Below are 15,464 nucleotides of genomic sequence, written 5' to 3' on the forward strand. Positions count from 1 at the left end.
CAGGCATGGCGCTGCCCCGAGACGAATGCGGAAAAGCGGAGAATAGGTGCGCGGAATGAGCGGAAACAGGTGGTGCAGGGGATCAGGCGGCGAGAACCGCGGGGCCGATCTCGGCCTCGTATCGGGCGGCGAACAGCTCGGCCCGGAACACCTGGGCCAGGCGCATCGCGCTCAGCCCGTGCGGGCCGTCGAACTCACCGACCATGATGTGGAAGGCGATGTCCAGCCAGTGCTCCCGGTCCTCACGGACCGCGTCCGCGGACGGCATCGTGGCCAGCAGCCGGATGAACGCGGCCGGGACGAACAGGCGTTGCCTCACGATCGCCTCCCGTAGCGCAGCGCCACCCAGGTCGTCAGCAGCGACGCGGCCACCCCGATCGCGCGGTGCGCGGCCTGGTCCAGCTCCATCAGCGCGGTCCCCGGCCCCGAGACGTCGACCACGCCGTCCCGGCGCTGCACCGTCGCGTGCTCGACATAGTCCTGGCACCCGGCCAGCCACGCCAGCGCCTTCAGCGGCTCCCGGCGGTCGATCACGAAGTGGGTGACCGCGTTGACCGCGGTACCCGCGGCCAGTGCCCGCAGCGGCACCCGGAACCCGAGCACCCGCGTCACCGCTACCGCGGCACCCAGCTGCCCGGCGGTGTAGCTGGCCACGTGGCGAGCGCAGTGCTTCGCGCCCTCCCGGCCCGGCTTGCCCTTGCCCGCGGCGTCCTCACCGGACTGCAACCACTGGTCGCACAGCGGGTGGATGTCGGCGAACGTCGCCTGCAACGCGGCGAACAACGCCAGCCCGCGAACCGTGCTGCTGCCCATCTCAGGCCACCTCCCCCAGCTCACGGGGGGCCGCGATCGGCAGCGAGAACACCGGCGCCATCGGGCCCTCCAGCTCGGCCAGCGCATCCTCGATCTCCGCCAGCTCCGCGTAGAGGTCGACCAGGTCGGCGAAGTCGTCGAAGGGCTCGGCCAGGGCGCTGTCACCGGCCAGGCCGGTGGTGTCGCCGAAGTAGTCGAAGTCCAGCTCGACCGCGTCCATCTCGGACTGACGGCGGGCGGGGTGTGCGTTCCTCATCGGATCTGTTCCCTTCGTCTTGCGGACCACTCCAGACTAATCCGGATTAGTTCAGACTCGGAATAGGCCGATCGAGTGAACTAGTTCGGAGAGGTTCGGGTGCGGTACGGTTGCCACATGGAAAGCCAGGCAGAACGTGCAGGTCGGGCAGCGTTTGAGTGGATCGCCCAGCAGCTGCGCGAGGAGATTCAGTCAGGGAAGCTATTGCCTGGTGCTCAGCTGCCGAATCAGCGCGAAATCGCCTCACGTTTCGAAGTTGCTGTCGGCACTGCTCAGCGTGCTTTGGGGTTTCTGCAGGAAGAAGGCTGGATCGTCTCTCGTCCGGGCGTGGGTCGGGTCGTGAGCTCAACGCCAGGCCGGGCCCCACTGACTTTGGACCAACTGGCGACCCAGGTTGCCGACCTGCAATCCGAGGTCAAGGTGTTGAGGGCGTCCGTCGAGGACTTGCGAGCCAGCCGCGGTTAGTTGCCGAGATCGCGGAAAAGCTGCACTACGCCGTCGATCGCGTTGGTGCCGTGATCCTTCACGGATGTCACCATCCCAGCTGCGTCGTGCGGGTGATTGATCACCAGGGCGAGTGCGGCCAGGTTGAACGGGCTCTTCGCCATTGGGGGCCTCCAAGGATGTTCGTTGCGTTGGCTGGTTGATGTTGATAACTCCATGAAACAGCCCCCTGAGCTGCAATGACAGGGCACACTAGGGGGCGCACTCGTACACTGGGGGCACACTCGGGCGGGGAGGCAGGAGAGTGGGCAACGAGCAGTTGGAAGCCCTGATGCTGGAGGCGGGCTATCTACGGGATGACGGGACCGTCGGCCTGAAGGTCTTCGCTCGCGCGGTCGGGCAGCAGGACGGAAAGACGTACACGCACACGTACGTGCGCCGCTGGCTCGACGGGATGGTGCCTCGCGACGGCAAGACGCGGACGGCGATCACGTCCGCACTTGCTCAGCGTCTCGGCCGGCGAATCGGCCTCGACGAAGTCGGCTTTGGCAAGGCGCAAAAGGTGCGCGCCGACCTGGGCCTGGACTATCCGGGCCGTCTGACTGACGGCGTTCTCGCGGCCTCGCGGCTGTGGCAAGCCGATCTCGCCGGCATGGCGGTTCTCGTCGACGCCCCGGTGAATGCCGCCGCTTGGAATGAGGCCGCGTTGTCGTGGCTGGTGTCGACGCGCGACGACGTCTTGAGTGACACAGGAAAGCGCAAGGTCGGCGAGTCCGACATCAAGGGCATCCAGAAAACGACTGCGATGTTCGACGGACTCGACGGGGCACACGGCGGCGGTCACGCGCGCAGTGCACTAATCGAATTCTTGCGCACGGATCTGGTCGGCTTGCTTGGAGGTTTTACGGAAAACGACGCACTGAGGCACGACCTTTATAAAGCAGCAACTCAGGCGACACTGCTCGGCGCGTGGATGTCATATGACGCGGGATTGCACGGGTTGGCGCAGAGGTACTTTATTCAGGCGTTGGGCATATCGGAGAGTGTTAACGATCGGCTTCTTGGCGCCAGCATCCTGGACGCGATGAGCCATCAGGCCAACTTTCTCGGTCGCTATAAAGAAGCCGCAAATCTGGCGCGATCGGCGCGAATGGGAACAACCCTCTCGGGGTCGCCAAGTGCTGCGGCGCATTTCTACGCGATGGAGGCGCGCGCTCTCGCAAGACTGGGAGATGCGCCCGCGTGCGACAAAGCGATGTCTTCAGCGGTGAAGGAATTTGAAAGGCGCGATCCAGACAACGACCCGGCCGACTGGTTCTCCTACTTCAATGAAGCGGAATTGGCCGCTGAACTCGGACACTGCAACCGAGACCTCGGCCGGGCCGTTGACGGTGTCGCATTTGCTTCGCAGTCGCTCGGTCCAACCTCCAGCGGCTACGTGCGGAGCGACTTTTTTGCGACCATGGTTCTTGCGGATTCGCATCTGGATAGCGGCGATGTATCGCAGGCATGCGAAGTTGCCCTCAAAGCGATCGAGATCGGCGAGACACTTAAATCTGCCAGGTGTGGCGCGTACGTTGGCGAATTTCGTACGCGCCTCGACCGCGTGGGTAGGACCGCGGAATCAGCTGATTTCATCGAAAGGGTTTCGATGACGCGGCTGTGGACTACGCAAGATGCTAGAAGGCCGACCAGTCGCGGCGATCTCCGCCGTTCCTGATTGCGATGACGCGCTTACGAACCTCGTTCGCCGCCTTCTCGGTCTCGCTTGCGGCCAGCCAGAGCGTCATTGAAATCTCTCGATAGCTTGCCAGCGTTTCGTATCCCGACCATTTCATGATGTCGAATCCGTAGATGTCGACGAATCTCTTGTATTCGTCCGCCGAATGCCAGCCGAATCGCTCGAAAAAGAGTGCTGTTTGCACCAAGTCCCACTCCCTTGGGCCAATGCAGAAGCTATCCAGGTCGATGAGGCATGGGGCTTCATCGCGAGTCAAGATCACATTGCCAATGTTAGCGTCGCCATGAATCACGCCCCGCGGTAAGAGAAATTGCAATTCGGCGTATTGGTGCGATAGCTCCGTAATGCGCTGCCGCATGAATCTCTCGTCGTTCCCGGAGAGACTGCGCGCCGCGTTCAGGCGTTCGGCAATTTCGTCGAATGGCTGCTTTTGTTCGAGCTGCAGGGAATCCGGCGCCTGGAGCTTATGAAGATCTCGAATGACTTCGGCAACCTGAGCTACCGATGCGTATGCTTCTTTTTCTGCAACCGAGACCCAAAAGGTGGCTGGGTGGCCCAGTGCGTCAACTGGCTGCCGAACGTCGAGCACCCTGTTTGCGGGGTAATCCTCTGACTCCAGCCAGCGAGCCACGCCCACCTGCCTCCGGGCACTCTTGAATCCCTCCCTTTCTCGCGCGATTCGGAGGATAATTTGTCCTTTGAGTCGGAAGACCGCATTGGATCCCATTCTGATCAGTTCGGCGCCCGTCCCGTCGATGCCGACTTTCCCGCAGGCGATTTCCGCAGCCTCAAGGGCCGTCTTCTCAGTCAAACCCTCGGCCTGACTCAATTTGGTCTCCTCCCTTGCATCCGAACTCTTCCTGACACTAGTAGATACCCCGACGGCTCAAACCCACTCGCCGCTGGCTTCTCGCATGTGGGTGCAGTAGTGCGGTTCTCCGAGGTGCAGTGGTTCGGCAGGGTCCTGGTAAGCCCAGAAGTCCTGCGCGTCTTCGGACTGGTTAAGGCTGGTCGTCGACCAGTGGTAGCCGGGGCCGCGGGCGATCGCGGCGTCGAGCAGCAACGTGCCGAACCCGCGTTGACGGTGCGCGGGGTCAACCTGGACATGACGGACGATCCCGCGCGCGTCGACCCCGCACAACTGCAGATCGGCGCTTGCAATCACGACGTCGTGAAGTCGGATCTCAAGCTGGCCCACCCCAGCGCGGGTGGTTGGCCGGCGGGCGACCACCAGGATCTGCGCTCTGCGATCCTCGGGCTGGTCGGCCCGCTCTGCGGGCATCGGCGTGCGGTGGTCGACAACAAGCCAGCGCGCCCGGGGGCGGCGGCGGGCCCAGCAGAGGACGCACACCTGCGTGGAGAGCAGGTACGCGTGGTGGTAGCCGCTGCCGCCGTTGGCCAGCGTCATCCGGTGCTTGCCCGGCCGCGCAGCAACAGCTGGTGGCCGCACACGGCGGCGGAGACTGCCCCGGAGCGGTCCGAGCCCTCGCGGCCCGGGTGGACGACCCCGGCGCCTACGTCAACCGCCTGTGGCTGCCGGGCCAGGCAACGCAGCCCGGCCCGGCAGGCACACTCGCTGTGGACGCCTGCCAGCTCGACTTCGGCGGCCTCGCCAGCGCGCCCCGCCCCGATCCTGGTCCGCAGATCGGCCACCTGACCCTCACGCAGCAGCACGGCGAGGGCCACCAGGTCACCGCCTACCGACCTTGCTGACGTCACATTGCCGGACTCGAACGCATGTTCTACGTTGGGGTGACCGGGGCGAGACGGGGAAGGTCCCGCCTCGGTGCGTCACAGCGTGCCGTTCCTGCTGCGCGGCGGACTACAGCACTCGCACGCCCGCGGCAGGAACGGCACGCGTCACCACCAGGAGTATTCGATGGACGACACCCCGCCGGACCTGACCGGCGCGACGACCTACGTCGTCACCGGCCAGGCCAATGCGGTCGACCGCTGGCACGTCTTGCCCGACTCGACCGTCGTCTACGAAAGACGCCCCGGCGAGTTCGAAGAGGCCCGCGTGCTCACCGCCAGCACACTCCGGAACCGACCGCTGTGGGTCGAGGTACCGGCCGACGGTGCCGGAGCCAGCCCTGCCGACACCTCAAACTTCGACACGGCAACACAGAGTCAAGTCCGTCACACTCCGGAATGAGTTTAGTCCAGCGAGTTACATGAACTGCCGTTGGTGCATCGCGCCTTCCCAATGCGTTCCCAACATGGCCGCCAATCGTGCACACGTAGTACGTCTGCGCAGTTCAGGGCCCGCACGACATGCAACGGTGCGCCGCCCTCCGGAGGCAGGTGTCGCAGGTTCGAATCCTGCCGAGGGCACACTTTCTCAAACGGTCCCGAGAGGCAGCGGTCAAGTCGCTGCTATCTGACCGGACCATCATCCATGCCGGGCCCGTTTCGCGGCCACGGACCAGGTTCGCCACGAGCCCCCTCACTCCACCCGCTCGACGTGGAAGTACCCCACCGGCTTCGGGCCTTCGGTGACCACGACGACCGTGCCCGCCCGGACCAGGTACGGGCCGGCGTTCCCGACCACCAGCCAGCGCCCCGCCGCCGACGTCACCGAGGCGCCCGGTTCGAAGTCGCGCAGGACGAACGACGCCAGGCCGGACTCGGCCGTTCGCGGGGGCACGAACGCGTTCGCCGCGTAACCACGGTCGGTCGGCTGCGGTGGGCCCGCGGCGCGGCCGCCCTGGCCGGGCGTCAGCCAGACCAGGCGGCCGTGGAACGGGAAGTCCGGGGAGTTCGGCACCGGAAGAGTATGTACCCCGGGCCGGGCGCGTCGCTCTGAAAGCGTTTTCAGCGCAGACGACCCGCTTGGCCCACTCGCGTCCGGCGTACCCGGTGCTACCGTCGCCTGACCGAAGATCCCGTTCTCCGCCAACGCTGGGAGCGCTCTCGGATTCGGTGTCGATTCTTGCCCGCAAGGAGGCGCGCATGAGTTCGTACGGAAGCATCAAGAAAGCGCTTACAGCCGCTGCCGCACTGGTCACGGTGGCCGCGCTGGCGCCACCGGCCACGGCCGCCGCGACCACCCTCTACGTGGCGCCCGGCGGCAAGGACTCCGCCGCCGGCACGCAGGCGGACCCCACCACCCTGCCGTCGGCCCTGAGCCGGATCACCGCCGGGGGCACCATTTCCCTGCGCGGCGGCACCTACTCCTACGCCCAGACGGTCACCATCGCCCCCGCCAACAGCGGCACGTCCAGCGCCCGCAAGACGCTGTCGGCCTACCCCGGCGAGACGCCCGTGCTGAACTTTTCCGCCATGAAGGAGGACCCCGCCAACCGCGGCCTCGCGCTCAACGGGTCGTACTGGCGGGTCGCCGGCATCGTCGTCGAACGTGCCGGGGACAACGGGATCTTCGTCGGCGGCAGCAACAACGTCATCGAACGCGTGGTGACCCGCTTCAACCACGACTCCGGGCTGCAGATCTCGCGGATCGCGTCGAGCACGCCGAAGGACCAGTGGCCGTCGAACAACCTCGTCGTCAGCTCCGAATCGCACGACAACGCCGACTCCGACGGCGAGGACGCCGACGGCTTCGCCGCGAAACTCACCGCCGGCCCGGGCAACGTCTTCCGCTACGACGTCTCCCACAACAACATCGACGACGGCTGGGACCTCTACACCAAGACCGACACCGGCCCGATCGGCCCGGTGACCATCGAAGACTCGCTGTCCTACAGCAACGGCACCCTGACCAACGGCACCGTCAACAAGAACGGCGACCGCAACGGCTACAAGCTCGGCGGAGACAAGATCGCGGTCAACCACATCGTCCGGCGCGACATCGCCTACCGCAACGGCCACCACGGCTTCACCTACAACAGCAACCCCGGGACGATCACCGTTTCCGACAACGTCGGCATCGACAACACCGAACGCAACTTCTCCTTCGACACCGGGACGTCGGTCTTCCGCAACGACACGTCGTGCCGCTTCGCCAGTGGCGGGTCGAACGACAAGACCGTCGGCAGCGTCGACAGCTCCGACCAGTTCTGGACCGGCAAGAACGGCTCCCGGTGCTCGGCGTACGCCGGGACGATGAAGTGGTCGTTCGCCTCCGACGGCCGGCTCGTCGTCACCTTCGGCTGAGCCGTCGCCGGGCGTGGGCCGGGCGGGTGAGCCGGCCCACGCCCGACGTGGTGAACCTGTTGAAATGCTGTGAACCGGACAGAACTGGCACTCGCCGCGCCACCCACGCGTTCTCGGGGTAGGAGAACGGAGGGACCATGGGTGCATTGGGGACGCTGCTGGGCTTCCTGCTCAGCCTGTACCTGCTCGTGCTCGTCGCGCGGATGGTGCTGGACTGGGTCGGGATGGTGACCGACACGCCGCCGTGGGCGCGCCGCGCCCGTGGCCTGGCCTACGCCGCCACCGAACCGGTGATCGGGCCGGTCCGGCGGGTCGTGCGGCCGGTCCGGATCGGCGGGATCTCGCTCGACCTCGCCTTCACGCTGGTCTTCGTCGGCGTGATCGTGCTGCGGAGCATCGTCTACGCCCTTTAGAGCGAGCCGCGGAACCCGGCGGACAGCCGGTCGACGCCGCGTTCCAGCTCGGTGCGCAGGCCCCGCAGGTCGACGCCGTCGGGGTCGATGAGGGCCTGCATCGAGATCCCGCGCAGCTGGGCGAGCAACGCCGAGGCGTACGAGTCGGGGTCGTGGACGCCGGTGATGGACCCGTCCGCGACCCCGCTGGCCACGGTCTGCGCGATGGCGAACCGGAACCGGCGGTCGGCCTCGGTCAGCGCGCCGCGCAGGCCCGAGTACTCGGCCGCGGCGTCGCCCCAGAGGACGAGGAACGCCTGGTTGAGCGTCGGCATCGTGCGGATCAGCTCGAAGATGATGTCGAGCAGGGCGCGCAGCATGTCCATCGGCGTCGCGGTGGCCGCCCCGGTCCGGGCCGCGACAGCCTCGCTGTAAACGTTCGTGAACTCCTCGACGGCGTGCTCGACGAGCCGCCGCCCGAGCCCGTCCTTGTCGCCGAAGTGCTGGAAGACCACCGACCGCGCGTAGCCGGAGCGGGCGCAGACGCCGCCGATCTTCATCCGGCCGAAGCCCTCTTCGGCGATGAGCTGCGCGGCGGCCGCCAGGATGCGCGCCTCGGCGATCTCCTCGCCGTCCTCCTGGATCCGGCCTTCGGCGGAGCGGTCCACCGCGCCATGTTAGCGACTGCAACCGCTCCGCACCGGCCGAGCCGTCAGCGGATGGTGCGGGGACGGTCAGCGGCCGTGCGCAGTCTCGGAGTCGTCACCACCGACCCGAGAGGAACTCCCGATGACCAAGACCGTGCTCGTTTCCGGGGCCGGCATCGCCGGCCCGTCCGCCGCCCACTGGCTGCACCGCGGTGGCTACCGCGTCACCGTCGTCGAGTCCGCGCCCGCGCCGCGGCCCGGCGGCCAGGCCGTCGACTTCCGCGGCGAGCAGGTGAAGCTGCTGGCCGCGATGGGCGTCCTCGACGAGGTGCGCCGGTACGAGACGGCGATGGGCGACCAGACCGTGCTCGGCCTCGACGGCCGTCCCGCGCTGACCGTGCCCGGCGCCGCCTGGAGCGGGGAGGTCGAAATCCTGCGCGGTGATCTCGCGCGGATCCTCTACGAGCACACCGTGGGCCACACCGAATACGTCTTCGGCGACCGCGTCACGAGCCTCACCGAGACCGCCGACGGCGTCGAAGTCACCTTCTCCCGCGGGGCACCGCGGAAGTTCGACCTGGTCGTCGGGGCCGACGGCGTGCACTCCGGGGTGCGGGCCGCGGCGTTCGGGTCGGAGCGGGACTTCCGGCGCGACCTGGGCTTCGGCATCGCCGGCTACACCGCGCCCAACCACCTCGGGCTCGACCACACCAGCGTCATGTACAACGAGCCCGGCCGCGGCCTCAGCGTGGGCAGCCACCGGCTGCCGGGGAAGCTGCACGTCAGCCTGGTCTTCGCCGCCGACAGCGTCGAGTTCCACCGCCGCACGCCCGGCGAGCAGCGCGCGCTGCTCGCGCAGTTGTTCGCCGGCACCGGGTGGGAGACGCCGAAGCTGCTCGACGCCCTCCCGGCGGCCGACGACCTGTACGTCGACTCGATCAGCCAGATCCATCTCGATCAGTGGTCGAGGGGCCGGGTCGTGCTGCTCGGCGACGCCGCCTGGTGCGCCGGGCCCGGCGGGTCCGGCACCGGCCTGGCGATGATGGGCGCGCAGGTACTGGCCGGCGAGCTCGCGGCGGCCGGCGGCGACCACGTGACGGCGTTCGCGAAGTACGAGCAGCGGCTGCGCAAGCCCGCCACGGTCGGGCAGAAGAACGGCAAGGGCTCCGGCAACTTCCTCGCGCCGCGCACGGCGGCGAAGATCCGCAGCCGCAACCGCGCCTACCGGATGCTGAACACGCGCGTGTTCGGGAGCATCTTCACCTGGATGACCGACCGGGCGGCGAACGCGCTGGAGTACCGCGAGTACCCCGCGCTCACCGCCGCGTGAGGCCGCCGATCTTCGTCTCATCGGGGGTTCCGGCTGGCGGCCCGGCGTGGCCTGCGTCACCCTCGACGCCATGTCACCACGCCGGGCCGCCGATGCCCCGGTCAGGACGGCGCTCGCCGGGCTGACCGTGCTCGCACTCGGTGTGGTCACCGCACTGAACGCACGCTCCCTACCAGTGATAGGGGACGGCACGACGTACTCGGCGGAGTTCAGCGAGGCGGCCGGGCTGGCCGAGGGCAACGACGTGCGCATCGCCGGCGTCGAGGTCGGCCACGTGTCGGACGTGCGGCTGCGCGGCGACCACGTGCTCGTTGCGTTCCGGGTCAAGGGCGCCTGGCTGGGTGAGGCGTCGGGGGCGTCGATCCGGCTGAAGACCGTGCTCGGCCAGCAGTACCTCGCCCTCGACCCGCAGGGCACGGGCACGCTCGACCCGGGGACGCCGATCCCGCGGTCCCGCACCACCGTGCCCTACGACATCCTGACGGCGTTCGGCCGGCTTTCGTCCACAGTGGACCACATCGACACCGCGCAGCTGGCGAAGAGCTTCGACACGCTGTCGGCGACGCTGACGAACACTCCGCACAGTGTGCGCGCCGCGCTCACCGGACTGTCGCGGCTCTCGGACACGCTCGCGTCCCGCGACAGCAAGCTGGCCGCTCTCCTGGGCAACACGCGCGTCGTATCGCAAACGCTCGTTAACCGCGAAGCCCAGGTGCGACGGCTGCTGGCCGACGGGAACCAGCTGCTCGGCGAGGTGAGCAACCGCGAGACCGCGATCAGCACCCTGCTCGACGGCTCGCGGCGGCTCGCCACCGAGCTGTCCGCCCTGATCAGTGATAGGGACGTGCAGCTCGGGCCGGTGCTGACGCAGCTCGACCGGCTGACGTCGATGCTGCAGCGCAACCAGGACGCACTCGCCGCCGGCATCCGGGGCCTCGCCCCGCTGGTCCGGCTCGGCACGAACATCGCCGGGAGCGGCCGGTTCATCGACGGCTACCTCTGCGGGCTGCTCCTGCCGTCGATCGGGCCGCTCAACGAAGAGGGCTGCCACGGCTAGGTCTTCGTGTTGTTCGCTAGGAGGCCGATCCGGCGACGATGAGCCGGAACCCCGCGTCCCACTCCGGCAACTCCAGCAGTCCGGCGTGCTCGGCATGCCAGCGACCGGACTCGAGGTCCGTCCGCAGCCGCGCGATGCCGCGGTCCACCGCCGCCGGCGACGTCTGCGCGAGCGCCGAACACGACCGGCGCACCGCCGGGTCGAGGTAGGCCTCCGGCCGCCGCCAGTACGCCGGGAAGACGCCGTCGGTGAAGTCCCACGGCACCGGCAGCACGTGCACCGAAGCCGCGCCGAGGTGCTCCGCGATCTCCGGCGCCGACGGACGGGACCGTTCCAGCGTGGCGACCTCCGGCACGTACTCCCGCACGAACCAGAAGTCGCTGTGCAACGCGGTGTCGTAAGCCAGCACGACCTGGCGGCGGGACACGCGGCGCAGCTCGTCGAGACCGCGGCGCCAGTCACCCCAGTGGTGCACAGTCAGGACCGCGAGCGCGGCCTCGAACACTGATAGAGAGAACGGCAGCGCCTCCGCGACAGCGCGCACGACCGGTGCCGCACCGCGCGGACGCTGCCGGATCATCTCCGCGGACGGCTCGACCGCGACGACCCGCCGGCCGGGCGGTTCGTACGAACCCGTCCCGGACCCGACGTCGAGCACCGATGCGGCGTCGCCGAGAGCGTCGAGCACCGCCGCGAGCCAGCGCGGATCAGTCCGCCTCCCGAGTGCGTAGCCGACGCCGATCTCGTCGTAGCGCTCCATCACCGTTCGGGACCGTCGCCGCCGTTCTGCTCGGCGAGGAAGCGCTCGAACTGCGAGCCGAGCTCCTCGGCCGTCGGCATGTGCTCGACGGACTCCGCGAGCAGGCTGTCCCGCTCCGACGCCTCGACGAACGTGTCGTACTGCCGCTCCAGGGCGCGCACGACGTCGGCGATCTCGTCGGACTCGGCGACCTGCCGGTTGATCTCGGCGTCGGCCAGCTCCGCGGCCGCGCGCAGCTCGCCCTCGGCCAGGCTCAGGCCGGTCGCGCGGCTCAGCGCGTCGAGCACGATCAGCGACGCCGCCGGGTACGTCGACTGCGCGAGGTAGTGCGGCACGTGCGCGGCGAAGCCCATGGCGTCGTGGCCCCACTCGCCGAGCCGGTACTCCAGCAGCGCGGCGAGGCTGCCCGGCACCTGCAGCCGGTTCGGCAGCGGCTGGTTGTCGCCGATCAGGTCCTTGCGGGTGGCGTGCGCGGTGACGCCGAGTGGGCGCGTGTGCGGCGCCCCCATCGGGATGCCGTGGAACCCGGCGGTCACCCGGACGCCCCAGCGCTCGACCAGGTTCCGGACCGCCGCGCAGAACCGCTCCCAGTCGTGGTCCGGCTCCGGGCCGGACAGCATCAGGAACGGCGTGCCGTCGGTGTCGTGCAGCAGGTGCACCACCAGCTCCGGCGCGTCGTAGTCCTCCCAGTGGTCGACCGCGTAGGTCATCGTCGGCCGCCGCGAGCGGTAGTCGATGAGCCGGTCGACGTCGAAGCGGGCGATCACCCGGTGCTCCGCGCCCAGCAGGTGCTCGGCCAGCAGACGGCCCGCCGAGCCGGCGTCCATGAACCCTTCGAAGTGGTGCAACAGCACCGCCCCGGTCAGGTCGGGGACGTCCGAGTCCACCTCGTACAGGTCGTCGGGATCGAATCCCACCGGATCCTCCTGCTCTTCACACGTCTCTCCGTCAAGCACAACACAGCCCGGGTGGGATTCCATTCCGCCGACGGTGTCGCTGATCGTAACGCCACGCGTTCGAAGCCGGTTCGGATCGTCATCGTGACAAGTGTCGTGGGCAGGCAAGGCCCCGATCGGGCACGCTTGAGCCGTGAGCGAACACACCACGAACACGGCGTTGCGGCTGCGGCCGCCGGCGCACCGGGTCAGCCGCCGGGCCATCGGCTACTGGACGGTGACCGCCTCGATCGTCTGGATCATCCTCCTCGGCGTGCAGACGCTCATCGTGGTGACCAGCGACGACGCTCCGGCGTTCCTGACCGTGACGCTGGTGATCTCCGGCGTGCTCGGCCCGCTGCACCTGATCGTGATGCCGCAGTGGCGCTACCGCGTGCACCGCTGGGAGGTCACCGGCGAGGCCGTCTTCACGCAGTCCGGCTGGCTGAAGCAGGAGTGGCGGATCGCGCCGGTGTCGCGGATCCAGACCGTCGACATCGAGCGCGATCCCTTCGAGCAGCTGTTCGGGCTGGCGAAGATCACCGTGACGACGGCGTCCGCGGCGGGCCCGCTGCGCATCTCGGGCCTGGCGCACGACCGCGCACTCGCGCTGGCCGACGAGCTGACGAAGACGACCCAGGCGGTGCGAGGGGACGCGACGTGAGCACCGAAGTGATCACCCCGCCCGCCGAGGGCACGCAGGACGCGCCGTGGCACCACCTCGACCGGCGCATGCTGCTCATCCGGCCCGTGCTGGACCTGGTGAAGTCGCTGCCGGTGCTGGCGGGCGCGCTGTTGTTCGGCCACGGCGAACCGTGGCAGTGGATCGGCCTCGTGTTCACCGCGATCGCCGTGTTCACCGGTGTCTCGCACGTGCTGACCTCGCGCTACCGGATCACCGAGGCGCAGGTCGAGTGGCACACCGGGCTCCTGCTGCGCAAGCAGCGCGCGATCCCCCGGGACCGGATCCGCACGGTCGACGTCACGTCCGAACCGAAGCACCGGCTGTTCTCGTTGGCCGCGGCGCGGATCGGCACCGGGCGGCACTCGCACGGCAAGGGGCCGGGCAAGGACGAGCTCGTCCTCGACGCCGTCACCGTCGCCGAGGCCCAGCGGCTGCGGACGCTCCTGCTGCACCGCAAGGCCGAGGCCGTCTCCGAGGAAGCCACCGCGCCGCCGGAGCAGCTGATCGCCGCGGTCGACAAGCGGTGGCTGCGGTACGCGCCGTTCACGCTGTCCGGGCTGGCCGTGGTCGGGGCGGCCGTCGGCACCGTCTACCACTTCGCGCACGAACTGCACTTCGACCCGATCCAGTTCTCGCTGGTCCAGGCGGTCGTCGGGCACTTCGCCGAGACGCCGGCGTGGTTGAGCGTGGTACTCGCCGCCGTCGGGCTGCTGGTGCTCGTCTCGCTGCTGTCGGCCGGCGGGTACGTGCTGTCGTTCTGGAACTTCCGGCTCACCCGCGAACCCGCCGGCACCCTGCACGTCCGGCGCGGGCTGATCACCACACGGTCGGTGTCGATCGAGGAGGACCGTCTGCGCGGCGCCGAAATCCGCGAGCCGCTGCCGCTGCGGCTGGCCGGCGGCGCCCGCTGCGTCGCCATCGCCGCCGGGCTGCGCGAGGGCAAGAGCGCCGACAAGGGCGGCAGCCTGCTGCTGCCGCCGGCGCCGCTGACGCGCGCACACGAAGTCGTCGCCGAAGTGCTGCGCGAAGACCCGGTGGCGACGCCGCTGGTGCGCCACCCGCGCCGCGCGCTGTACCGGCGGCTGTCCCGGGCCGTCCTGAGCGTGCTGCTGCTCGCCGCGGCGCTCTACGGCCTGGCGTGGCTCGGTGCGCTGCCGGACTGGCCGTGGCAGGTCGCGCTCGTGCTGGTGCCGTTCGCCGCGCTCGTCGGCTGGGACCGCTACCGCGGCCTCGGCCACGCGCTCGCCGGCCGCTACCTGGTGACGCGGTCGGGTTCGCTCGACCGCGGTACGGCGGCGGTCCGCTGCGACGGGCTGACCGGGATCGTCGTCGAGCGCTCGTACTTCCAGCGCCGGGCCGGCCTGGTCACGCTGATCGCGCCGGTCGCCGCGGGCAAGGGCAAGTACCAGGTGCTCGACGTCGGCGAGAGCGACGGGCTGGCGCTCGCCGACCGGGCCGTCCCCGGCCTGCTGACGCCGTTCCTCACCGGTGACCGGGACCGCGGTTGACGGTTCACCGGCGCGGCTCGTAGCGTGCATTCCGCCGTCCGAAACCCTCGACCGCAGTTCGCGTTCACGAGAGGACGGCAGAATGTTTCGCAGGCTCTTCGGCGTACTCGCCGCGGGGATCGTCGTGGCTTCGGCCTTCGCCGCCCCGGCCGCGGCCGCCGCGGAAAACCCCTACGGCGACCCGAATCTGGTTTCGATGTTCGACGGCACGGACCTGAGTCCGTGGACGTCGTCGAAGGCCGGCCTGTGGTCGGCGAAAAGCGGCGTCATCCACGGCAACGGCACCGCACGCGGCTGGTTGTACTACAACAAACAGCAGGTCGGCACGTTCCGGTGGATATTCAATGTCCGCCAGGTCAAGGGCAACCACAAACCGACCGTGCTGATCTGGGGCACCACGGACCCGATCCGCGACGCGCTGAGCGCCATCCAGTTCCAGCCGCCGAACGGCGGGCACTGGGACTACCGGCCGGGGCACAACGACGGCGGCGGGAAACTGTTCCAGCAGTTGCCGCACACGACCATCGACATCAAGAAGTGGGCGCAGTGCGAGCTGATCGGCGACGCGGCCACCGGCGTGGCGCGGATGGCGTGCTGCCCGCTCACCGGCACGGCGGTCACCTGCAAGGGCGTCGAAGTGCTGCGGTTCACCGACAAGACCGCCGGCCGGGTCGGCCCGCTGGCGCTGCAGGTGCACAACTCCGGGATCCAGGACGAGTACCGCGGGCTCTACGTCGAGTCACCGGTGGTGACGAAACCGGGCGAATTCCTCACGATGTGACG

The 15,464-nt window shown here is 68.8% G+C and carries 21 protein-coding genes; 11 read left to right on the forward strand and 10 right to left on the reverse strand.

All coding sequences use genetic code 11. The features are described from left to right. Window positions 1-82: 82 nt before the first annotated feature. Genes ABZW17_RS13450 through ABZW17_RS13460 form a run of 3 tightly spaced genes read right to left on the reverse strand, consistent with a single transcriptional unit; the run spans window position 83 to window position 1,069 of the window. Window positions 83-319, reverse strand: coding sequence for a hypothetical protein (locus ABZW17_RS13450; RefSeq protein ID WP_354812960.1), 237 nt, complete (start codon window positions 317-319; stop codon window positions 83-85). Then, window positions 316-813, reverse strand: a complete 498-nt coding sequence (locus ABZW17_RS13455; RefSeq protein ID WP_354812962.1) for a hypothetical protein — start codon at window positions 811-813, stop codon at window positions 316-318. Before ABZW17_RS13455 ends, ABZW17_RS13450 begins: the two co-directional genes overlap by 4 nt. 1 nt (window position 814) lies before the next feature. Beyond that, window positions 815-1,069, reverse strand: a complete 255-nt coding sequence (locus ABZW17_RS13460) for a hypothetical protein (RefSeq protein WP_354812964.1) — start codon at window positions 1,067-1,069, stop codon at window positions 815-817. Window positions 1,070-1,186: 117 nt separating this feature from the next. Here ABZW17_RS13460 and ABZW17_RS13465 point away from each other — a divergent pair, with 117 nt between their 5' ends. Next, complete coding sequence (locus ABZW17_RS13465; protein WP_354812966.1) at window positions 1,187-1,534, forward strand: GntR family transcriptional regulator; 348 nt, start codon at window positions 1,187-1,189, stop codon at window positions 1,532-1,534. Here ABZW17_RS13465 and ABZW17_RS13470 read toward each other — a convergent pair. After that, window positions 1,531-1,677, reverse strand: a complete 147-nt coding sequence (locus ABZW17_RS13470; protein ID WP_354812968.1) for a hypothetical protein — start codon at window positions 1,675-1,677, stop codon at window positions 1,531-1,533. The two genes, ABZW17_RS13465 and ABZW17_RS13470, sit on opposite strands and share 4 nt — an antisense overlap. 140 nt (window positions 1,678-1,817) lie before the next feature. On the opposite strand from ABZW17_RS13470, the gene ABZW17_RS13475 reads away from it, so the two are divergent. Continuing rightward, window positions 1,818-3,233, forward strand: coding sequence for an XRE family transcriptional regulator (locus tag ABZW17_RS13475; protein WP_354812970.1), 1,416 nt, complete (start codon window positions 1,818-1,820; stop codon window positions 3,231-3,233). Here the strand turns inward: ABZW17_RS13475 and ABZW17_RS13480 are convergent. Both ABZW17_RS13480 and ABZW17_RS13485 read right to left on the reverse strand, forming a co-directional pair. Further along, window positions 3,193-4,083 carry an aminoglycoside phosphotransferase family protein gene (locus ABZW17_RS13480; RefSeq protein WP_354812972.1) on the reverse strand — a complete coding sequence of 297 codons (891 nt, stop codon included), beginning with the start codon at window positions 4,081-4,083 and terminating at the stop codon, window positions 3,193-3,195. The genes ABZW17_RS13475 and ABZW17_RS13480 overlap by 41 nt on opposite strands. 57 nt (window positions 4,084-4,140) lie before the next feature. Then, entirely contained in the window at window positions 4,141-4,662 is a 522-nt protein-coding gene (locus tag ABZW17_RS13485; protein WP_354812974.1) for a GNAT family N-acetyltransferase, read from the reverse strand. 32 nt (window positions 4,663-4,694) lie between these two features. Here ABZW17_RS13485 and ABZW17_RS13490 point away from each other — a divergent pair, with 32 nt between their 5' ends. Beyond that, on the forward strand, window positions 4,695-4,967 hold the full coding sequence (locus tag ABZW17_RS13490) for a hypothetical protein (protein WP_354812976.1): 273 nt from the start codon (window positions 4,695-4,697) through the stop codon (window positions 4,965-4,967). 166 nt (window positions 4,968-5,133) lie between these two features. Then, on the forward strand, window positions 5,134-5,409 hold the full coding sequence (locus ABZW17_RS13495; RefSeq protein WP_354812978.1) for a hypothetical protein: 276 nt from the start codon (window positions 5,134-5,136) through the stop codon (window positions 5,407-5,409). 291 nt (window positions 5,410-5,700) lie between these two features. Here ABZW17_RS13495 and ABZW17_RS13500 read toward each other — a convergent pair whose 3' ends face one another. Next, window positions 5,701-6,021: a hypothetical protein gene (locus tag ABZW17_RS13500; RefSeq protein WP_354812980.1), complete on the reverse strand. Its 321-nt coding sequence runs from the start codon at window positions 6,019-6,021 to the stop codon at window positions 5,701-5,703. Between the two features lie 185 nt (window positions 6,022-6,206). Between ABZW17_RS13500 and ABZW17_RS13505 the strand changes: the two genes are divergently transcribed. Together ABZW17_RS13505 and ABZW17_RS13510 are read left to right on the forward strand one after the other, a co-directional pair. Next, a complete protein-coding gene (locus ABZW17_RS13505) occupies window positions 6,207-7,367 on the forward strand; it encodes a right-handed parallel beta-helix repeat-containing protein (RefSeq protein ID WP_354812982.1) in 1,161 nt (386 codons plus the stop codon). A 137-nt stretch (window positions 7,368-7,504) separates the two neighbouring features. Then, the gene (locus ABZW17_RS13510; protein WP_354812984.1) at window positions 7,505-7,780 is read left to right on the forward strand and encodes a YggT family protein; all 276 of its coding nucleotides are present in this window, start codon (window positions 7,505-7,507) and stop codon (window positions 7,778-7,780) included. On the opposite strand, the gene ABZW17_RS13515 is transcribed toward ABZW17_RS13510, so the two are convergent. Next, a complete protein-coding gene (locus ABZW17_RS13515) occupies window positions 7,777-8,427 on the reverse strand; it encodes a TetR family transcriptional regulator C-terminal domain-containing protein (RefSeq protein WP_354812986.1) in 651 nt (216 codons plus the stop codon). The genes ABZW17_RS13510 and ABZW17_RS13515 overlap by 4 nt on opposite strands. 121 nt (window positions 8,428-8,548) lie before the next feature. On the opposite strand from ABZW17_RS13515, the gene ABZW17_RS13520 reads away from it, so the two are divergent. Both ABZW17_RS13520 and ABZW17_RS13525 read left to right on the forward strand, forming a co-directional pair. Beyond that, window positions 8,549-9,736, forward strand: a complete 1,188-nt coding sequence (locus ABZW17_RS13520) for an FAD-dependent monooxygenase (protein WP_354812988.1) — start codon at window positions 8,549-8,551, stop codon at window positions 9,734-9,736. 70 nt (window positions 9,737-9,806) lie between these two features. Beyond that, a complete protein-coding gene (locus tag ABZW17_RS13525) occupies window positions 9,807-10,793 on the forward strand; it encodes an MCE family protein (protein ID WP_354812990.1) in 987 nt (328 codons plus the stop codon). 16 nt (window positions 10,794-10,809) lie between these two features. Here the strand turns inward: ABZW17_RS13525 and ABZW17_RS13530 are convergent, their stop codons facing one another. Both ABZW17_RS13530 and ABZW17_RS13535 read right to left on the reverse strand, forming a co-directional pair. Next, window positions 10,810-11,553, reverse strand: coding sequence for a class I SAM-dependent methyltransferase (locus ABZW17_RS13530; RefSeq protein ID WP_354813350.1), 744 nt, complete (start codon window positions 11,551-11,553; stop codon window positions 10,810-10,812). Next, complete coding sequence (locus ABZW17_RS13535) at window positions 11,553-12,470, reverse strand: PAC2 family protein (protein WP_354812992.1); 918 nt, start codon at window positions 12,468-12,470, stop codon at window positions 11,553-11,555. The genes ABZW17_RS13530 and ABZW17_RS13535 overlap by 1 nt, the downstream gene beginning before the upstream one ends. 172 nt (window positions 12,471-12,642) lie before the next feature. On the opposite strand from ABZW17_RS13535, the gene ABZW17_RS13540 reads away from it, so the two are divergent. The 3 genes from ABZW17_RS13540 (at window position 12,643) to ABZW17_RS13550 (ending at window position 15,462) form a co-directional block, all read left to right on the forward strand. Then, the gene (locus tag ABZW17_RS13540) at window positions 12,643-13,152 is read left to right on the forward strand and encodes a PH domain-containing protein (protein ID WP_354812994.1); all 510 of its coding nucleotides are present in this window, start codon (window positions 12,643-12,645) and stop codon (window positions 13,150-13,152) included. Window positions 13,153-13,220: 68 nt separating this feature from the next. Further along, complete coding sequence (locus tag ABZW17_RS13545) at window positions 13,221-14,681, forward strand: PH domain-containing protein (protein WP_354813352.1); 1,461 nt, start codon at window positions 13,221-13,223, stop codon at window positions 14,679-14,681. Between the two features lie 82 nt (window positions 14,682-14,763). Next, the gene (locus ABZW17_RS13550; RefSeq protein WP_354812996.1) at window positions 14,764-15,462 is read left to right on the forward strand and encodes a family 16 glycoside hydrolase; all 699 of its coding nucleotides are present in this window, start codon (window positions 14,764-14,766) and stop codon (window positions 15,460-15,462) included. Window positions 15,463-15,464 lie beyond the last annotated feature (2 nt).

It is taken from the genome of Amycolatopsis sp. NPDC004625, assembly GCF_040609695.1.
Classification (GTDB): Bacteria; Actinomycetota; Actinomycetes; order Mycobacteriales; family Pseudonocardiaceae; genus Amycolatopsis.

Coding starts and splice junctions, on each gene's coding strand:
- ABZW17_RS13455 (WP_354812962.1), bottom strand. CDS start 813: ATGGGCAGCAGCACGGTTCGCGGGCTGGCGTTGTTCGCCGCGTTGCAG.
- ABZW17_RS13460 (WP_354812964.1), bottom strand. CDS start 1,069: ATGAGGAACGCACACCCCGCCCGCCGTCAGTCCGAGATGGACGCGGTC.
- ABZW17_RS13465 (WP_354812966.1), top strand. CDS start 1,187: ATGGAAAGCCAGGCAGAACGTGCAGGTCGGGCAGCGTTTGAGTGGATC.
- ABZW17_RS13470 (WP_354812968.1), bottom strand. CDS start 1,677: ATGGCGAAGAGCCCGTTCAACCTGGCCGCACTCGCCCTGGTGATCAAT.
- ABZW17_RS13485 (WP_354812974.1), bottom strand. CDS start 4,662: ATGACGCTGGCCAACGGCGGCAGCGGCTACCACCACGCGTACCTGCTC.
- ABZW17_RS13495 (WP_354812978.1), top strand. CDS start 5,134: ATGGACGACACCCCGCCGGACCTGACCGGCGCGACGACCTACGTCGTC.
- ABZW17_RS13505 (WP_354812982.1), top strand. CDS start 6,207: ATGAGTTCGTACGGAAGCATCAAGAAAGCGCTTACAGCCGCTGCCGCA.
- ABZW17_RS13510 (WP_354812984.1), top strand. CDS start 7,505: ATGGGTGCATTGGGGACGCTGCTGGGCTTCCTGCTCAGCCTGTACCTG.
- ABZW17_RS13520 (WP_354812988.1), top strand. CDS start 8,549: ATGACCAAGACCGTGCTCGTTTCCGGGGCCGGCATCGCCGGCCCGTCC.
- ABZW17_RS13525 (WP_354812990.1), top strand. CDS start 9,807: ATGTCACCACGCCGGGCCGCCGATGCCCCGGTCAGGACGGCGCTCGCC.
- ABZW17_RS13530 (WP_354813350.1), bottom strand. CDS start 11,553: ATGGAGCGCTACGACGAGATCGGCGTCGGCTACGCACTCGGGAGGCGG.
- ABZW17_RS13545 (WP_354813352.1), top strand. CDS start 13,221: ATGCTGCTCATCCGGCCCGTGCTGGACCTGGTGAAGTCGCTGCCGGTG.
- ABZW17_RS13550 (WP_354812996.1), top strand. CDS start 14,764: ATGTTTCGCAGGCTCTTCGGCGTACTCGCCGCGGGGATCGTCGTGGCT.